Below are 15,097 nucleotides of genomic sequence, written 5' to 3' on the forward strand. Positions count from 1 at the left end.
CCTCATCGTGTCACGCTGTTCGAGTAATGGACGGCAGACGGAGGATGAACGCCGCGCCCCCTTCGGGTCGATTGGTCGCCTGGAGGCTGCCGCCGTGGTCGCGCGCGATCCGCTGCGAGATCGGCAGGCCCAGGCCCAGGCCCGCCTCCTTGCTCGTGAAGAACGGCTCGAACAACCTCGACAGATGCTTGGGATCGACGCCCGGCCCGGTGTCGCCGACGGTCAGATCGACCGACCCGTCGGCCTCCTGTTCGAGCGCGACGTCCAGCCGACCGCCGCGCGGCATGGCGTCGAGCGCGTTGAGGCCCAGGTTGATCAGCACCCGGCCGATCTGCTCGGCGTCGGCCTCGATCACGATCGGCGTGGCGGGCGCGTGGAAATTCAGTTGCACGCGCTGCTTGCTCGCCCGGCCCTGCATCAGCGAGAGCGTCTGCGCCGTCACCTCGGCCAGATCGATCCGCCGCCATCGCGGCCGGGCCGGGCGGGCGAAGTCGATGAACGCGTTGAGCCGCTCCTCCATCCGGCCGATCTCTTGTTCGATGACGTGCAGGTCTTCCGCCGGCAGGCCTTCCTCCTGGGCCTTCTCGCGCTGAAGCTGCACCAGCATCGAGATCGCCGTCAGCGGATTGCGCAGCTCGTGGGCCATGCCGGCGGCGATCTGCCCGACGCCGGCCATCTGCTCGGCCTGGATCACCATCCGTTCGAGCCCCCGCACCACGCCGTAGCCGATCAACAGGCCGGCCGCCGTCGCCACCACGCTCACCCCCACCAGGCCCCAGGCCATCCACGACGCCGTCCGGTGCATCGCCGCCTGCGACCGCGCGGTCTCCATCGCGTTGTGCAAATCGAGGTCGCGCGCCGCGACGCGGATGTCGGTCTCAAGGATCTCCAGCCCCGCGCGCCCGGGCGTCGTCGCCGTCTCCAGGTAACGATGGAAGCCGGCCTCCAGCCGGTCGACGATCCGGGCCTCCTCCAGCCCGTGCCCCGCTCGTTTCGACTCCTTCAGCAAGTCGCGGACGTGGTCGTGCAGGCCCGACGCCCGGTCGCCGCGTTCGCCGTGCAGCGAGATCACCACCAGCTCGTTGAGGTCCCGCAGCAGGTCGTCGACGATCCGCCGACTCCGCAAGTTGTCGTCGAGCGCCCGCACCGTCGCGGCCTGCCGACGGTTCAGGTACACCGCCGCAACCGTGCAAGAGACCAGAAACACCAGGCTCATCAAAAGCGACGGACCCGCGATCCGAAGCAGCAGAGTGCGCGTTAGCACAAGTCGTTCCCAAAGTGATTCGTCATCGAAGTTCCGCCGGCCCACCACATCAATCGCGTGTGCATAGCTTGGGCACATCTGCCCAGGAAGCTGGCTTCGCGGGCGGAGCCCGATCCGGCCCGCCTTTCGATGCTACGCCCTAACTCGTGTTCTCAACAATCTTTATGCTATTTTTATTCGACCATTCCGGATCGCGGCATAAGAATGGCTATTGAGGGTTTCTCAACAACTTCTCCCTTGCTTCAAAAGTTGGTCGGAGACATCGATGAGCGAGCCAATCAACCACGGGATCGTCGAGCGCCTTGAGAGGCTGGAAGCCGCCAACGGGATCTTGCAGCAGGAATGCCGGCGCTGGCGGCGTGGGAGTCTGGCGGCGGCGGCGGCCGTCGTGATTCTGGGGATCACCGGCGCGGGCGTGGCCGCGCGGATCGCCCCGATGCTTGAGGCCAACGAGTTCGTGCTCCGCGACAAGGACGGCAAAGCCCGCGCGGCGCTGGCGATCCGCGACAAGGACGGCTCGCCCGGACTCGCGTTCCTCGACCACAAGGGGCAGGTCCGGCTGTCGTTCGACCTGGGCTCGCGCGACGTCGAGGGCTCGGACGACGCCAAGGCCAAGGACCGGCCCCCGTTGCGCGAGACGCCGGGGGTGAACATCTATGACGAGGACGGCGGCCTCCGCGCCGCGCTGACGATCCGCCCCGACGGCACGCCGGGCCTCGGCCTGTTCGACAAGGACGGCCAACCCCGACTGTCGCTCGACCTGTGCACCGACGGCTCGGCGGGCCTGAACCTCTACGGCGAAGCCGCCGCGCTCCGCGCCGCCCTGGCCGTCCGCCCCGACGGCTCACCCGGCCTCGGCCTGTTCAACAAACAAGGACAGGTCGTCCAGTCGATCGACCTCGCCCCGGACGATCGCTCGGCGGTGCATTGAACGAAAGCGCCGGGCCAGGCTCCAGTACAAGCCCGAAGCGCCAGCGAGTGAATGGTTCCAGCGGCCTGCCGCCGATTCACTCGCTGGCGCTTCGGGCTTGTATCCGGACCATCCCGACCCCCCATTTTCATGAGGGTTTGTATCGGGGGGAAATCACCGGGGGCTGTTGGGCAGCCAGGGCTTGTGCATGTGGACGTTGCGGCCGGTGCCGAACTCGCGGTTCGATGAGCTGATCGGCCTGCCGGCGTTGCTCGCCCGGACGATGGGGCGGGCCGGGGCGGCGGCGACGGCCGAGGGGGCGGCGGCGGTTCCCGGGGTGTAATCGCGCCAGCCGGCGGCCGGATCGTAGTACCGCCAGGCGGTCGCCGGAGCGTAACCCTGCCAGCCGCTGGGGTTCGTGGGATAGTAGTAGACCGGCGGCTGCACTGCGGCCGCGGGCGCGGCTGCGGCCGGCTGGGCCGCGTAGGTTGGGCCGTAACCGTTCCACTGGGTCTGGGCGCTCGCCTCGGAAGGCATGGCCGCGAAAGCCAGGGCCGCCGCGATCAGGGCCGCAGACGATGGGAGAAATCGCGTGCGCGTCATATCCGTCTCGCTTTCTTCGATAGGAACCGCGTCGCCCCGCTTGAGCCGAGTTGACCCGGGGATGCTGATTTGCATCGGCTCACGTCGACGAATCGATGAGCCGTGGCTTCGCCGACAGGAATGAGCAGCCGAAGCGCATAGTAGGTCGTATAAGAACAACACAAATCCGGCGCCAGGCCGCCGGGAGCCTCGTCCACGACCCGAGCGGACTACTCCTAAATCATTATAGGCGTTGCGCTTGCTCGTCCCTGAAAAAACTTCCTCGCGGGATTGGGACGATTCTTCAGAATCGCCGACCCCTGGTCGCCAAACGACCAGACTGATCGTCCAGCGACCACCCGATTGACGGGCTCGGAATCAGCGGTCGCGGAGGACCTGGCCGCCGAAGAGCTGATGAACTTCCCGGCCGTCGTCGACGAGCAGGGCGCCCTGGGGGTCGATCCCTCGGGCGGTGCCCAGCAGGGTGCGAGGGCCGAGGGCCACCCGGATCGGTCGGCCGAGCAGGAGGTCGAGGCGGGCCCATTCGGCGGCGAGGCCGGGGTCGTCGGCGGCCAGCCGGGAAAGGTCGATCGGAAACCGTCTCAGGAACGCGGCGAGGAAGACCGGGACGGCCTCGGGCGACAGCGGTTCGGGCTGGAGCGCGCTCAGCGAGGTCGCCATCCGCTCGACGGCGGGGGGGGCGAGGTCGGTCCTGGTCGCCACGTTGAACCCGACGCCGATCAAGATCCGGTCCCCCTTTTCGGTCTCGACCCGCTCCGGGAGGATGCCGCCGATCTTCCGCGCGCCGATCTCAACGTCGTTCGGCCAGCGGACGCCGACGCCGGGGTCGACCAGGCCCAGAGCGGCGACGGCTTCAATCAGGCTGACGGCCGTCGCCAGCGCGAGCCGGGGCTCCTGGTCGAGCCGCAGGTCGTAGGCGGCGGGGTCGAGGGCCAGGGTGAACGTCAGCGAGCCCTCGTCGGACCACCACGCGTTCTGCCGCTGCCCGCGCCCCCGCGTCTGCCGCCGCGCCCAGACCGCGAACGGCAGCTCGCCCGCCCCGCCCGCGACCATCGACCGCGCGACCGTGCTGGTCGACCCCAGCTCGTCGAAGCTCCAGATTTCCTTGACGAACGGCCATTCGCTCATCGTCGGGCGGCCTTGTGTTGCAATCCAATTATCGCGGCGTCTAATGCGGCGGGGCCACACCGCGGTCGCGGGAGGCCATCAAAACCAGCCGTCGCGAGCATGCCTTCTCCCCTCGCGGGAGAAGGTGGCCGCAGGCCGGATGAGGGGGGCGCGACAGCCTGCGGATTCACCCCTCATCCGCCCCTTCGGGGCACCTTCTCCCGCAAGGGGAGAAGGGAATTCGGATCCAGCCCGTCTATAACCCGGCTGCAAACAGCCTCAGCTCTCCGCGAGCTTCAGCAGCAGGTCGCCGGCTTTGACCTGGAGGCCGACGGTGGCGGGGAGTTCGACGACGCGGCCGGCGCGGTCGGCGGTGACGGTGGTCTCCATCTTCATGGCTTCGATCGAGAACAGCTTCTGCCCCTTGCGGACCGGGTCGCCGACGGCGACCGACACGCGGACGATCAGGCCGGGCAGGGGGGCGCCGATCTGGAGCGGGTCGTTGGGGTCGGCCTTGGGGGTCTCGATCACCGACGAGGCGAGCGAGCGGTCGGTCGTCTCGACCTCGCGCGGCTGGCCGTTCAGCTCGAAGAAGACGGTCCGCTTGCCGTCGGCGTGGGGCTCGCCCACGGCCAGCAGCTTGACGATCAGCGTCTTGCCCGGCTCGATCTCGAACGCGTTCTCCTCGCCGGCCTCGGCGCCGTAGAAGAACAGCGGCGTGGGCAGGACCGACGTGTCGGAATACGTCTGCTCGTGGGTGACGAGGTCGGGGTAGACGCGGGGATAGATCAGGTAGCTGAGGACGTCGCGGTTCGAGACGTCGGCGGCCTCGACGTCCCCCTTCAGCTCGGCGACCTTGGCGCGGGTGGCTTCGAAGTCGGCCGGCGGCAGGTTCGCGCCGGGGCGGTCGGTGAGCGGGGGACGGCCCTTGAGGATGCGTTCCTGGAGCGCCGGCGGGAAGCCGCCGGGGGGCTGGCCGAGGCGGCCTTCCATGAACTCGACGACGCTGTCGGGGAAGGCGAGTTCGCGGTCGGGGTCGACGACGTCGTCGGGCGTCAGGTTGTTGGCCACGAGGAACAACGCCATGTCGCCGACGACCTTCGACGACGGCGTCACCTTGACGATGTCGCCGAACATCTGGTTGACCTCGGTGTAGGCGTTGCAGACCTCGATCCAGCGCGGGGCCAGGCCCAGGCCGGCGGCCTGCTGGTAGAGGTTCGTGTACTGGCCGCCGGGCATTTCCAGATCGTAGAGGTCGGCGGCGGACGACTTCGGGCCGGACTCGAACGGGGCGTAGAGCTTGCGGACCTCTTCCCAGTACCGGCTGACGTCGATCAAGGTCTGGTGGTCGACGCCGGTGTCGCGGTCGGTGAACCGGAGCGATTCGACGATCGCGTTGAGGCTCGGCTGCGAGGTCAGGCCCGACATCGAGGCGACGGCGCCGTCGGCGACGTCAAGACCCACCGCGGCCGACATCAACACGCTGGCGGCTTGCGCGCCGCCGATGTCGTGGGTGTGGAAGTGGATCGGCAGGCCGACCTCCTGGCGGAGCGTCTCGACCAGCTTGACGGCCGCGTACGGCTTGCAAAGCCCGGCCATGTCCTTGACGGCGATCAGGTTCGCCCCGCGCTTCTCCAGGTCCTTGGCCATCGACACGTAGTACTTCAGATCGTACTTGGGACGCCTGGCGTCGAGGAGGTCGCCGGTGTAGCAGATGGCCGCCTCGCAAAGGCCGCCGGCCTGGCGGATCGCCTCGATGGCGTGCGCCATGTTCGGCACCCAGTTCAGCGAGTCGAAGACGCGGAACAGGTCGATGCCGGAGGCCGTCGACTCCTTGACGAACTCGGTCACTACGTTGTCGGGATAGCTCGTGTAGCCGACGGCGTTCGAGCCCCGGAACAGCATCTGGAAGAGGATGTTGGGAATCCGCTCGCGGAGGGCGGCCAGCCGCTCCCACGGGTCTTCCTTGAGGAACCGCATCGAGGTGTCGAACGTCGCGCCGCCCCACATCTCGATCGAGAACAACTGGGGCAGCCGGTGCGCGTAGACCTCGGCGATCCGGAGCATGTCGCGGGTCCGCAGCCGGGTGGCCAGCAGCGACTGGTGGGCGTCGCGGAACGAGGTGTCGGTGACCAAAAGCGGCTTCTGGTCGCGAATCCACTTCGAGAACCCCTCGGGCCCCATCGCCTTGAACCGCTGCCGCGAGCCGTCGGGGATCGTCTCGCCGTGGTTGTAGGCCGGGATCGCCGGCTCGGTCGGGAGGACCCGCGACGCGTCGCGCTTCACGCCCGGAAAGCCGTTGACCACGACGTCGGCCGCGTAGCTCAAAAGCTTGGTCGCCCGGTCGCGACGCGCCTCGAACTGGAACAGTTCGGGCGTCGAATCGATGAACCGCGTCGTGCACCGGCCGGCGAGGAACTCGGGGTTCGTGATCACGTTCAGGAGGAACGGGATGTTGGTTTTGACCCCGCGAATCCGGTACTCCTGGAGCGCCCGTTCCATCTTAGAGGCCGCGTCCTCGAACCGCCGGGCGTAGGCCGAGACCTTCACCAGCAGCGAGTCGTAGAACGGCGTGATGATCGCGCCCGAGGTCGCCGAGCCGCCGTCGAGCCGCAGCCCCGGGCCGCCGGACGACCGGTAGTGGGTGATCCGCCCGTAGTCGGGCATGAAGTTGTTGGTCGGGTCCTCGGTCGTGATCCGACACTGGATCGCGTAGCCCGAGGTGTGGACCGAGTCCTGGCCGTCGATGCCGATGGCCGGGTTCGACAGCGGCTCGCCCTGCGCGATCAGGATCTGGCTCTTGACCAGGTCGACGCCGGTGACGATCTCGGTGACGGTGTGCTCGACCTGGAGCCGGGGGTTGACCTCGATGAAGTAGAACGTCCCGGTCTCGTCGTCGACCAGGAACTCGACGGTGCCGGCGTTCTCGTAGCCGACGGCCCGACCGATCTTGATTGCGGCGTCGCAGATCGCCTGGCGGAGACTCTCGTCGAGGTTGAACGACGGGGCGATCTCGATGACCTTCTGGTGCCGCCTTTGGATCGAGCAATCGCGCTCGAACAGGTGGACGAGGCCGCCGTGCTTGTCGCCGAGGAGCTGGACCTCGATGTGCTTGGCCTTGCGGATGAACTTCTCAATGAAGGCGTCGGCGCAACCGAACGCCGCCAGGGCCTCTCGGCGGGCCTGTTCGAGCGCGTCGTCGAAGTTCTCGGCCTTCTCGACGACCCGCATCCCGCGGCCGCCGCCCCCCATCGACGCCTTGACGATCACCGGGAAGCCCATCGCGGCGGCGGTCTTGCGGGCGTCGTCGCCGGGGACGAGCGGTTCGCTCCCCTCCAGCACCGGCACGCCGGCCTGCTTCGCGAGCGCCCGCGCCGCCACCTTGTCGCCGAGCTTGTCGAGGATCTCGGGCGTCGGCCCGACGAAGACGATGCCCGCATCCGCGCAGGCGCGGGCGAACTCGGCGTTCTCCGACAGGAACCCGTAGCCGGGGTGGATCGCCTCGACCCCCTTCTCGCTCGCCAGATTGACGATCGACGCGATATCGAGGTAGCTGCGGATCGGCTCGCCCGCCTTGCCCACCTGGTACGCCTCGTCGGCCTTCAGCCGGTGCAGGGCGAAGCGGTCCTCGTGCGAGTAAACGGCGATCGTCCGAATTCCCAGCTCATGGGCCGAGCGGAAGATGCGGATGGCGATCTCGCCCCGATTGGCGACCATCAACGTGCGAAACGGAGTCATCAAATCTTCCCGACGGCCTGAGGACTGGAACAGTACAAGTGGACGAGCGCGATGCGCAGGCCGACGATTATCCCAGATTCCCCAGCCAGTGGCTATCCGGAAGACGCGCCGCCGCCCCCTGTCATCTACCACGCGTGGGGAAAACGGCGGCAGATGGCCCGCGTCCATCCGCGGTCGAGCCCGAGCGGGCCTCCCGTCTTGAAAGACTCGTGCCCGCGACCGAACTCGCGGCTGCCTACAATGTGAGGAGCAGGCGCTCGATCGGATCGGCCTCCAACCCGAAACCGAGCATTCCCCCCCTGACGGCGGTCGGGGAGCGAGCCGCTTTCGTCGAGTAGAGATGTGATACCGTCGAGAATCACCGAGACGAGATCGACATGAACCACGAAACCATGCTTCCTCGCACTCATCGCCGGCTGATCTTGGCGTCATGCCTCCCCCTGATTACGGCCTGCGCCCTCTGCGTTGTAGCGTCGCAGGTCGTCGGCGAGGACAAACCGGCACCCGGCCCCTCGCCGGCGGAGTGCCTGAAACTCCTGAAGGACGGCAACGCCCGTTACGTCGCCGATCAACGGCGATTCGCCAACCTCGATCGCAAGCGGATCGCCGAGACGGCGGCGGCCCAGTTCCCGTTCGCCACGGTGCTGGGATGTTCCGACTCGCGAGTCCCGATCGAACACCTCTTCGACGCCGGGATCGGCGACCTCTTCGTCGTGAGGGTCGCCGGCAACGTCTGCTCGGACCACGAGGGTGGTTCGATCGAGTACGCTGTCAGCCACCTCAAGACGCCGCTGGTCGTCGTGATGGGGCACACAGCCTGCGGGGCGGTCACGGCGGTCGTCGAGAACGCCACCACGGGGAGGAGCTTCCGTCACCTCTCCGAGCACATCATCCCGGCCTACCGGGAGGCCTGGAGCGAACACCCCGACCTGGGACACGACGACCTGATCACCGAGACGGTCCGGCATAACGTCCGGCGGGCGATAGCCGACCTGATCAAGGGCAGCCCGCTCGTCCGGTCACGGGTCGCATCGGGCGAGTTGAAGGTCGTCGGTGCGGTCTACAACCTGAAGACCGGGGGGGTCGACTGGCTCGACGAGAAGGGGGTGCCGCCGTCGCCTTGAACGAAAGCGGCGGATGGTCCGGGTTCGTACTCGGCCCCGGGCGGACGGACCGAGACTCCTCCCCCGGCTTCGAGACGACCCGGGGCCGCCCGCCGTGGACCGGAAATCCCCCTAGTTGCGCCGGGCGCGGTGCTCGGGGAAGTCGGACTCGTACCGCTTCACCAAGGACTCGACGTCGGCCCCGGTCAGGTAAAGCCTGCCCCGGATCGTCTTGGTCTCGCCCGGCTTCAGGCCGCCGATCCGGAAATCGGAATGCAGACAGACGATAACGCCCTGGAAGAGCTCCTGGTACGGCTCCCACGCCGTCGCCAGGATCTGCTTGCCGTCCGCCGAGAAGCAGCCGATCAGGCCGTTGGAGGGGACCAGGGAGCTCAAGGGACGTGGGTTGACGTCGGCCCGATCGACGTGTTCTGGACGCCAGACCTGGCCGGGCGTGTACCGCGCCTTGGTCGCCCAGGGGCGCGTCGGCATCCGGGACAGCCGGTCCTCGACGAAGAGGAAGCACTTCGGCAGGTAGGTTTCGGAGTCGCGCTCCGGTTTGACCCCGGTGGAGGCGGCGACCCGCACGCAGGGCTGGGCCCAATGGGCCCGAGACGCTTGAGCGGTCGGGTTGGCGGAGGTCAGGCGGAAGTCGACCTCGTCGCGGCCGGCCCGAATGTCGTGGTCGACGACCACCCCGTCCTCCAGGGTGGTGCGGAGCCGAATCCGGCGGCCGTCCGAGCTGGCCTCGACCTGCCTGGTCTCGTGCGGGATCACCGTCTCCTTCCAGTCGCGGTCCGTCGAGCCGGGGCGGCAGAACGCCTCCGGATACCAGATCCTCACCTCACCTCCGGGAAGGTCCCGGCCCCGAACGGTCAGCATATTGTCGGCCCACGACAGGACGAGCCCTTCGTCGGCCGTGCCCGGGCCGGCCGGGGCGCGGGCCGTGGTCGCTGTGAAGGCGAGAAGCAGCGTCAGAAGACAGCCGCGCCGGACGTTCCGGCGCGGACCGAGTCGAGAGACGGAATCGTCACGAAGGCGTCGGCGATCGGGCCTCGGAGTCTCCGGTCTTCGTCGCGGCCGTGAAGGCTCCCGCGTGAGCGGCGGCGGCCCCCATGGCGACCGACAGCCCGCACAAGGCGTCGGCCAGCGGCATGTCGGTCTTCGCACGCGGGAACGCGAACACGCCCGCGAGCTGGAATACGGCCGCCCCGAGCGCCGCGCCGATCAGCCCCCCCAGGGCCGTCCGGACCACGAGGCCAGCCCTCGCGCGCAGCCCAAGGCCGAACGCCAGGCCGCCCGCCGCGCCCAGGGCCGCCCAGACGGCGGCGTGGCTGATCAGGGGGAGGAGGAGGTCGCCCGAGATGGGGTCCGGGTATCGGAAGTACGGGATGAAGACGCCGAAAGCGGCCCCGGCGCCCGCCGCACCTCCGAAGACGAGCCCGACGACCCCCGCGACGACGGCCCTGCGCCGCGCGAGCCCGCCCGCCCGCCCGCCCGCCCGCCAGGCCCAGGGCCATCGCCGCGCCGCGAACCCCATAGGCCATCACCGCCCGCTTCACATCGGAACGGTCCGCCGACGCGGCCGTCACGATCCCCTTGGCTTCGCCGTTGACATTCACATCCTCAATCTCGGTGGGGACGCGATGGACGACCGCTTCGGTCGCCAGCCAGCTCAGCGCGGAGGCGATCGCGCACGCCGCAAGGGCGGCGACCCATGCATCGGCGCCGCGCCGGTCCGCGCCCCGCCTGCATCTCGGCGGACCCGGCCGGATTCGGACCCGCTTCGGGCAAGGTCATCGGCGCCCCCTCCTGATCTATGCCTGCTCACATCTTGCTACGGAGCATCAACCCATATGAAATCCGATCGAGTCGGCCTGCCGCTTCGCAGCGCGCGCCGAGCGACCGTGATGAACGCGCGCAGCCGTGCGCGCTCGAATTGCACCTGCTCCATTAACCATATCGTCGTGCTAGCCGAAGACCGGCCGCGAAGGGTTCACCATGACGCGGGCGATGGGATCCCCGGCCCAAGGTCCTACGGATGGACGAACATGTCCTCGGTAATACACGATCCCATTCCGTCCCGAAAGATAATGTCGCTGGTCGACCAGCGGTCTTGCGGAATTCTCGCGGGAGACGGGTAAAGACCGATCCACTCAATAGTCTGCTTGCCAATGACTTGAGAGCTGAATCTCATGCCATCCACAAGCGACCATTTTTCGTTTTAATGAAAGATATTTCACGATCGCGCATCTTTGTGGATCTGCAAGGTGCGAAGCAATCCCTGAATCTGGCGGTGATTCGGATCGATTCCACGCTCGTCTTTCATCGTGGGGATTCCTCCGAGCCGGAGATTAGCCGGGAACCCCGAGATATTGGGCGGGAGAAAGGGGGGCGCTTCTCAACTTTCGACGGGGGGTTCTTTGGCCTGCTCCCCATTTCCTGCGCCCTACCCGACGACCTCGGCGTGAGTTCCTTGAGAGGCGGGCTTTCGGGCGGACACGAACAGACTGCCGAGTTCGCGGTGTTTCGAGTCGAGCGATGGATCGAAGGCGCGCGGGCGGACGTCGATGAATCCGGCCGCTTTCAGCACTTTCTCAGCCGTCTCCAGGTCGTACGCAAATCGATGTTCCGTCCCCTGGCGAAAATGGTAGTTGATGTGCTCCAGTCGAGTCGTACAAGTCTCGGGGTGCCACCCATGCTCGCGGCACGCCTTGAAGTAAGGGGCTTCAGCCCCTTCGCGGTAGTCGGTCAGCGGCCACTCCGTGCCGGGCACGCTGAACCGGAATTCGCCACCGGGCTTGAGCACCCGCAGGCACTCTCGGAACAGTAAAGAGATCGGTTCGGGGTAGTCGATATGCTCGAAGCAGTGCTCCGAAAAGATGAGCTCACAGCAGTCGGATTCGAACGGCAGCCCCAGCCTGAGGTCGAGTGTGACATCCCCACCAGGGAAAAGATCGACGTTCAGAAATCCCTCCTTGCGGTGACGTCCGGAACCCAGGTTGAGCCTTGCCGGTCGCAGCAAGGACTGCTTACGGATTCGACGAAGCCCAGACCGGTGATAGGAAGCGATGGCCCGTTCCGTCTGAAGAGTCCGCAGCGCGGCGATTTCTCCCGGAGACAACAGCCGTCGCACGATAGGCTTGATAAGGTTCATACCACTGCACCTCTGAAATTCGGCGGCCGAGGAACCGAAGATGAGCAGCGAGGCGTCGGATGGTTGGTTCAAGGATGGGGGCGACTCCTCCTGGACTGTAACGGCGCCCCCAGGAATCGTCAGAAGCCGACGCCTAGGCGGCTTCGTTCAGTCCAGAATACTTCACCACGTAACAGATCCAACCGCACCATACAAGAGTACGGTTTCTCTTCTTCTCAGCGAGGGGGAAGATAAGATGATGGGGAGCAGGCCAAGTAGCCTTCCCCACGTACAAGAGTTGGTGGCGATTCCTGCACGGCCCCTAACTGAACAACCGACTGTTCGCCACCTCGTGGAGGAACATCATCAGGAAAACCCTGGCCTTCGCTCCAATCCCGGGGAAGAGGCTTTCCCTGGGGCCGGCGATGGTGAGAACGATCTCATCGCTCGGAAAACAAGCCAGTTGTTCCACCATGATCCCTGCTTGCTCGACGGCGGAGAGCGCCGAGAGGTCGCTGGTCGGATAGAACGGCCTCCCATACTGCCACCAGTACGGCTTGTCTCGGAGATGGCCCGATGAGACCGCCGGGCCGATCCACTGCGTCATCACGGCGTCGCGCGCGTTCCGAAACGTGCGAGCCGGGTAGCCTGGCGTCGGAGCCTCGACCATCCCGTACATCGCGGCGAACTCGGGGCGGGGGCCGTCCTCGGTCAACCAGCCCTGGGGCATCGCCCCGCCGGTCGCCAGGCCCAGCCGCTTCGCCGCGCGAAGCGCCGCCTGGTCCACGCCGCTCTGCCCGCCCGATAGGATCTTGAGTTTCACGACGCGAGTCCTTGCTTGGGTCTCCCCCGAGAGGTTTCCGGATCGACGCTTAATAATCCTCTTCGGTCTCGGCCTCGACCGGGTTTTCGAGGGTTCCGATCGGGGCGATGGTCGCGCGGACGAGGTCGCCGGGCTTGAGGTAGGTGCCGGTGGCCGAGCCGACGCCGGAGGGGGTGCCGGTGGCGATCACGTCGCCGGGCTCCAGGGTCACGAACTGGGAGAGGAACGCGATCACGGCGGCGACGGGGAAGACCATCTCGGCGGTCGTCGCTTCCTGCTTGATCTGGCCGTTGACCGTCAGCTTGATCGGCAGGTCCTGGGGGTCGTCGACGGCGTCGGCCGAGAGGATGCAGGGGCCCATGGGGCAGAACGTGTCGTGCCACTTGCCGTGCTGCCAGTCGAAGAACTTGTCGCGATCGCGGGTCTTCCGCCCCGGGTTGGGCCGGAACCCGCGGTCGCTGATATCGTTGACCACCGTGTAGCCCGCCACGTAATCGAGCGCCTCGGCCTCCGTCACGTCGCGGCAGCGGCGGCCGATCACGACGCCCAACTCGCACTCCCAGTCGATCTGGTCGGGCGAGGCGGTGGGGATCTCGATCGGGTCGCCCGGATGGGTCAGCGTGGTGCTCGGCGGCTTCATGAAGACGTAAGGGAACGTCTCCTCGCGCTCGGCGGCGGTCCCCCCGCGCTCGGCGACGTGCTTGGCGTAATTGCCGGCCAGAAACAGGAGCTTCGACGGGTTCGGCAGCGGCACGAGCAGCCGCACCTCGTCGCAAGGGATCGTCAGCTCGTCCCGATCCATCACGTCGAGCCCCTCGATCCAGGCGTCCAGCTCGCGGGCCAAGGCGTACGACTCGCCCGCCGGCGGCAGCAGGTCGAGCAGATCCTCCGTCGACGGCAACAACAGCTCACACCCGGTCTCGCGGCTGTACATCTCGGCCGCCTGGTCGAGCGGGATCACCACGTCGTCGCCGTAAAACCCCGTCAAGATCAAGTCGTCGAACCGGAACCGACAAACGCGCATCCGATGGCTCCTCGCCCCTCAAAACAACGTGCCCCCCCAACGAATCCACCCGACCCCTACAGTGTAGCCGAACCGCCGCCGCGCCATCAGCCTCCCGCCCGCCCACCCCCGAGCGCAATCTCCGAACGGCTCGCCGAGCAACCGCCAAACGATCCCATTGGCTTGACCAAGCGACACCGCCTATCGTATCGCACAAAAAACGTCAGTTTGAACAAAGACGCTTCCAGGCAACGTGACTTCCAGCGATTTTGAAATGAGTTTTGACACGAACGGATTGCGGGGCGATGATACTCGGGTGATCACCAACGCGGGAACGCGGACGAGGGGCACCGAGAACCGGCGCCGCCCCGAGCTTGATCTTTCAGAAGTACGTGGCTCTCGGCGCAAACGTCCCGCGAACAGGAGAGGTCGAATGGCGAGCGATTTGAGCAGCGTCGAACCGGAGCCCGGATCGCCGGAAGCGCGGCTTGATCGCTGGGTCCGCAAGCTCAAGGAGGACGGGCTCCGTCGAATCCTTTCCCGGCGTTTTGCGTACCAGCGGTACAAAATCAGGGTCGGTTCCGAGCGGCTGTACATGCGGGCCTTCGCCCGCTACATCAAGGCGACCGGTAATCGGGTGAAGGCCTACGGGCTCGAGTTCGCCGTCGAGTCCCCGGCCGTTTCGTACGAGCAGAAGTACCGGCTCTACACCTTGGAATACGAGTTCGACGAGATCCGGCTCCTCAAGGAACACTTGGACCCGTCGCTGCCGACGGTCGAGTTCGGCGGGTCGATCGGGATCGTGGCCTGCATCACCAACCGCAGCCTCCAGCGGCCGGCCGAGCACGTCGTCGTCGAGGCCAACCCTCGGGTCGTCCCGGTGCTCGAGGAGAATCGCAAGATCAACGACTGCCGGTTCGAGATCATCCAAGCGGCGGTCGGCTACGGCGGTCCCACGGTCGACTTCTATTTCGGCGACAACTGCATGACCGGCTCAACCTGCCACCCCGACCGCGAGAAGAGCACCGTCCCCACGGTCAACCTGAAATCGATCCTCGACGACCGCGGCTTCGAGCGGATCAACCTGATCGTCGACATCGAGGGCGCCGAAATCGCGATGGTCGCCAACGAACTCGAGACCATCAAGCAACGGGTCCAGCTCCTCATCGTCGAGACCCACGAGCGCTTCCTCCGGAAAGGCGAGACCGCCCTGATGATCCAAGCCCTGGAGAACGCGGGCCTGGCGATCGTCGCCGGCGACCGCGCCGAGCCGTTCGTGCTCGCGTTCCGTAATCGCAACCTCGACGGCGGGTCCGCGTCGTAAGTCCCCTCGCGAGCGATCGAGCGAAACCCAGCCGTCGTCCTCGCCACCAGCCCCGTCCGACCCGACCCTTGCCCAATTCGCTATTA

General features: G+C 66.9%; 12 protein-coding genes. 3 read left to right on the forward strand and 9 right to left on the reverse strand.

Annotated features, from left to right (window positions below; all coding sequences use genetic code 11):
* Positions 1 to 10 precede the first annotated feature (10 nt).
* Positions 11 to 1,264 carry a sensor histidine kinase gene (locus BSF38_RS15635; RefSeq protein ID WP_237170477.1) on the reverse strand — a complete coding sequence of 418 codons (1,254 nt, stop codon included), beginning with the start codon at positions 1,262 to 1,264 and terminating at the stop codon, positions 11 to 13.
* 265 nt (positions 1,265 to 1,529) lie between these two features.
* On the opposite strand from BSF38_RS15635, the gene BSF38_RS15640 reads away from it, so the two are divergent.
* The gene (locus BSF38_RS15640; protein WP_076347116.1) at positions 1,530 to 2,195 is read left to right on the forward strand and encodes a hypothetical protein; all 666 of its coding nucleotides are present in this window, start codon (positions 1,530 to 1,532) and stop codon (positions 2,193 to 2,195) included.
* A gap of 153 nt (positions 2,196 to 2,348) precedes the next feature.
* On the opposite strand, the gene BSF38_RS15645 is transcribed toward BSF38_RS15640, so the two are convergent.
* From BSF38_RS15645 to BSF38_RS15655, 3 genes are all read right to left on the reverse strand, one after another.
* Positions 2,349 to 2,777, reverse strand: a complete 429-nt coding sequence (locus BSF38_RS15645; RefSeq protein WP_145952151.1) for a hypothetical protein — start codon at positions 2,775 to 2,777, stop codon at positions 2,349 to 2,351.
* A 357-nt stretch (positions 2,778 to 3,134) separates the two neighbouring features.
* A complete protein-coding gene (locus tag BSF38_RS15650; RefSeq protein WP_076347120.1) occupies positions 3,135 to 3,905 on the reverse strand; it encodes a biotin--[acetyl-CoA-carboxylase] ligase in 771 nt (256 codons plus the stop codon).
* A gap of 258 nt (positions 3,906 to 4,163) precedes the next feature.
* Entirely contained in the window at positions 4,164 to 7,622 is a 3,459-nt protein-coding gene (locus BSF38_RS15655; RefSeq protein WP_076347122.1) for a pyruvate carboxylase, read from the reverse strand.
* Positions 7,623 to 7,999: 377 nt separating this feature from the next.
* Between BSF38_RS15655 and BSF38_RS15660 the strand changes: the two genes are divergently transcribed.
* Positions 8,000 to 8,746, forward strand: a complete 747-nt coding sequence (locus BSF38_RS15660) for a carbonic anhydrase (protein WP_083712972.1) — start codon at positions 8,000 to 8,002, stop codon at positions 8,744 to 8,746.
* 111 nt (positions 8,747 to 8,857) lie between these two features.
* On the opposite strand, the gene BSF38_RS15665 is transcribed toward BSF38_RS15660, so the two are convergent.
* The 5 genes from BSF38_RS15665 to BSF38_RS15685 all read right to left on the reverse strand — a co-directional run bounded on the left by BSF38_RS15665 (position 8,858) and on the right by BSF38_RS15685 (position 13,708).
* Complete coding sequence (locus tag BSF38_RS15665) at positions 8,858 to 9,568, reverse strand: hypothetical protein (RefSeq protein ID WP_145952152.1); 711 nt, start codon at positions 9,566 to 9,568, stop codon at positions 8,858 to 8,860.
* 187 nt (positions 9,569 to 9,755) lie between these two features.
* A complete protein-coding gene (locus BSF38_RS15670) occupies positions 9,756 to 10,265 on the reverse strand; it encodes a hypothetical protein (RefSeq protein ID WP_076347124.1) in 510 nt (169 codons plus the stop codon).
* Positions 10,266 to 11,174: 909 nt separating this feature from the next.
* On the reverse strand, positions 11,175 to 11,954 hold the full coding sequence (locus tag BSF38_RS15675; RefSeq protein ID WP_083712973.1) for a class I SAM-dependent methyltransferase: 780 nt from the start codon (positions 11,952 to 11,954) through the stop codon (positions 11,175 to 11,177).
* Between the two features lie 229 nt (positions 11,955 to 12,183).
* Entirely contained in the window at positions 12,184 to 12,684 is a 501-nt protein-coding gene (locus BSF38_RS15680) for a YpsA SLOG family protein (RefSeq protein ID WP_076347128.1), read from the reverse strand.
* Between the two features lie 49 nt (positions 12,685 to 12,733).
* The gene (locus BSF38_RS15685; protein ID WP_076347130.1) at positions 12,734 to 13,708 is read right to left on the reverse strand and encodes a fumarylacetoacetate hydrolase family protein; all 975 of its coding nucleotides are present in this window, start codon (positions 13,706 to 13,708) and stop codon (positions 12,734 to 12,736) included.
* A 412-nt stretch (positions 13,709 to 14,120) separates the two neighbouring features.
* On the opposite strand from BSF38_RS15685, the gene BSF38_RS15690 reads away from it, so the two are divergent.
* A complete protein-coding gene (locus BSF38_RS15690) occupies positions 14,121 to 15,011 on the forward strand; it encodes an FkbM family methyltransferase (RefSeq protein ID WP_076347132.1) in 891 nt (296 codons plus the stop codon).
* The last annotated feature ends 86 nt before the right edge of the window (positions 15,012 to 15,097 follow it).

The organism is Paludisphaera borealis (genome assembly GCF_001956985.1).
GTDB classification, from domain to species: domain Bacteria; phylum Planctomycetota; class Planctomycetia; order Isosphaerales; family Isosphaeraceae; genus Paludisphaera; species Paludisphaera borealis.

Bases quoted from the DNA above. Each gene is read 5' to 3' on its own strand.
- BSF38_RS15640 (WP_076347116.1), top strand. From the start codon at position 1,530: ATGAGCGAGCCAATCAACCACGGGATCGTCGAGCGCCTTGAGAGGCTG.
- BSF38_RS15645 (WP_145952151.1), bottom strand. From the start codon at position 2,777: ATGACGCGCACGCGATTTCTCCCATCGTCTGCGGCCCTGATCGCGGCG.
- BSF38_RS15650 (WP_076347120.1), bottom strand. From the start codon at position 3,905: ATGAGCGAATGGCCGTTCGTCAAGGAAATCTGGAGCTTCGACGAGCTG.
- BSF38_RS15655 (WP_076347122.1), bottom strand. From the start codon at position 7,622: ATGACTCCGTTTCGCACGTTGATGGTCGCCAATCGGGGCGAGATCGCC.
- BSF38_RS15660 (WP_083712972.1), top strand. From the start codon at position 8,000: ATGAACCACGAAACCATGCTTCCTCGCACTCATCGCCGGCTGATCTTG.
- BSF38_RS15670 (WP_076347124.1), bottom strand. From the start codon at position 10,265: ATGGGGTTCGCGGCGCGGCGATGGCCCTGGGCCTGGCGGGCGGGCGGG.
- BSF38_RS15685 (WP_076347130.1), bottom strand. From the start codon at position 13,708: ATGCGCGTTTGTCGGTTCCGGTTCGACGACTTGATCTTGACGGGGTTT.
- BSF38_RS15690 (WP_076347132.1), top strand. From the start codon at position 14,121: ATGGCGAGCGATTTGAGCAGCGTCGAACCGGAGCCCGGATCGCCGGAA.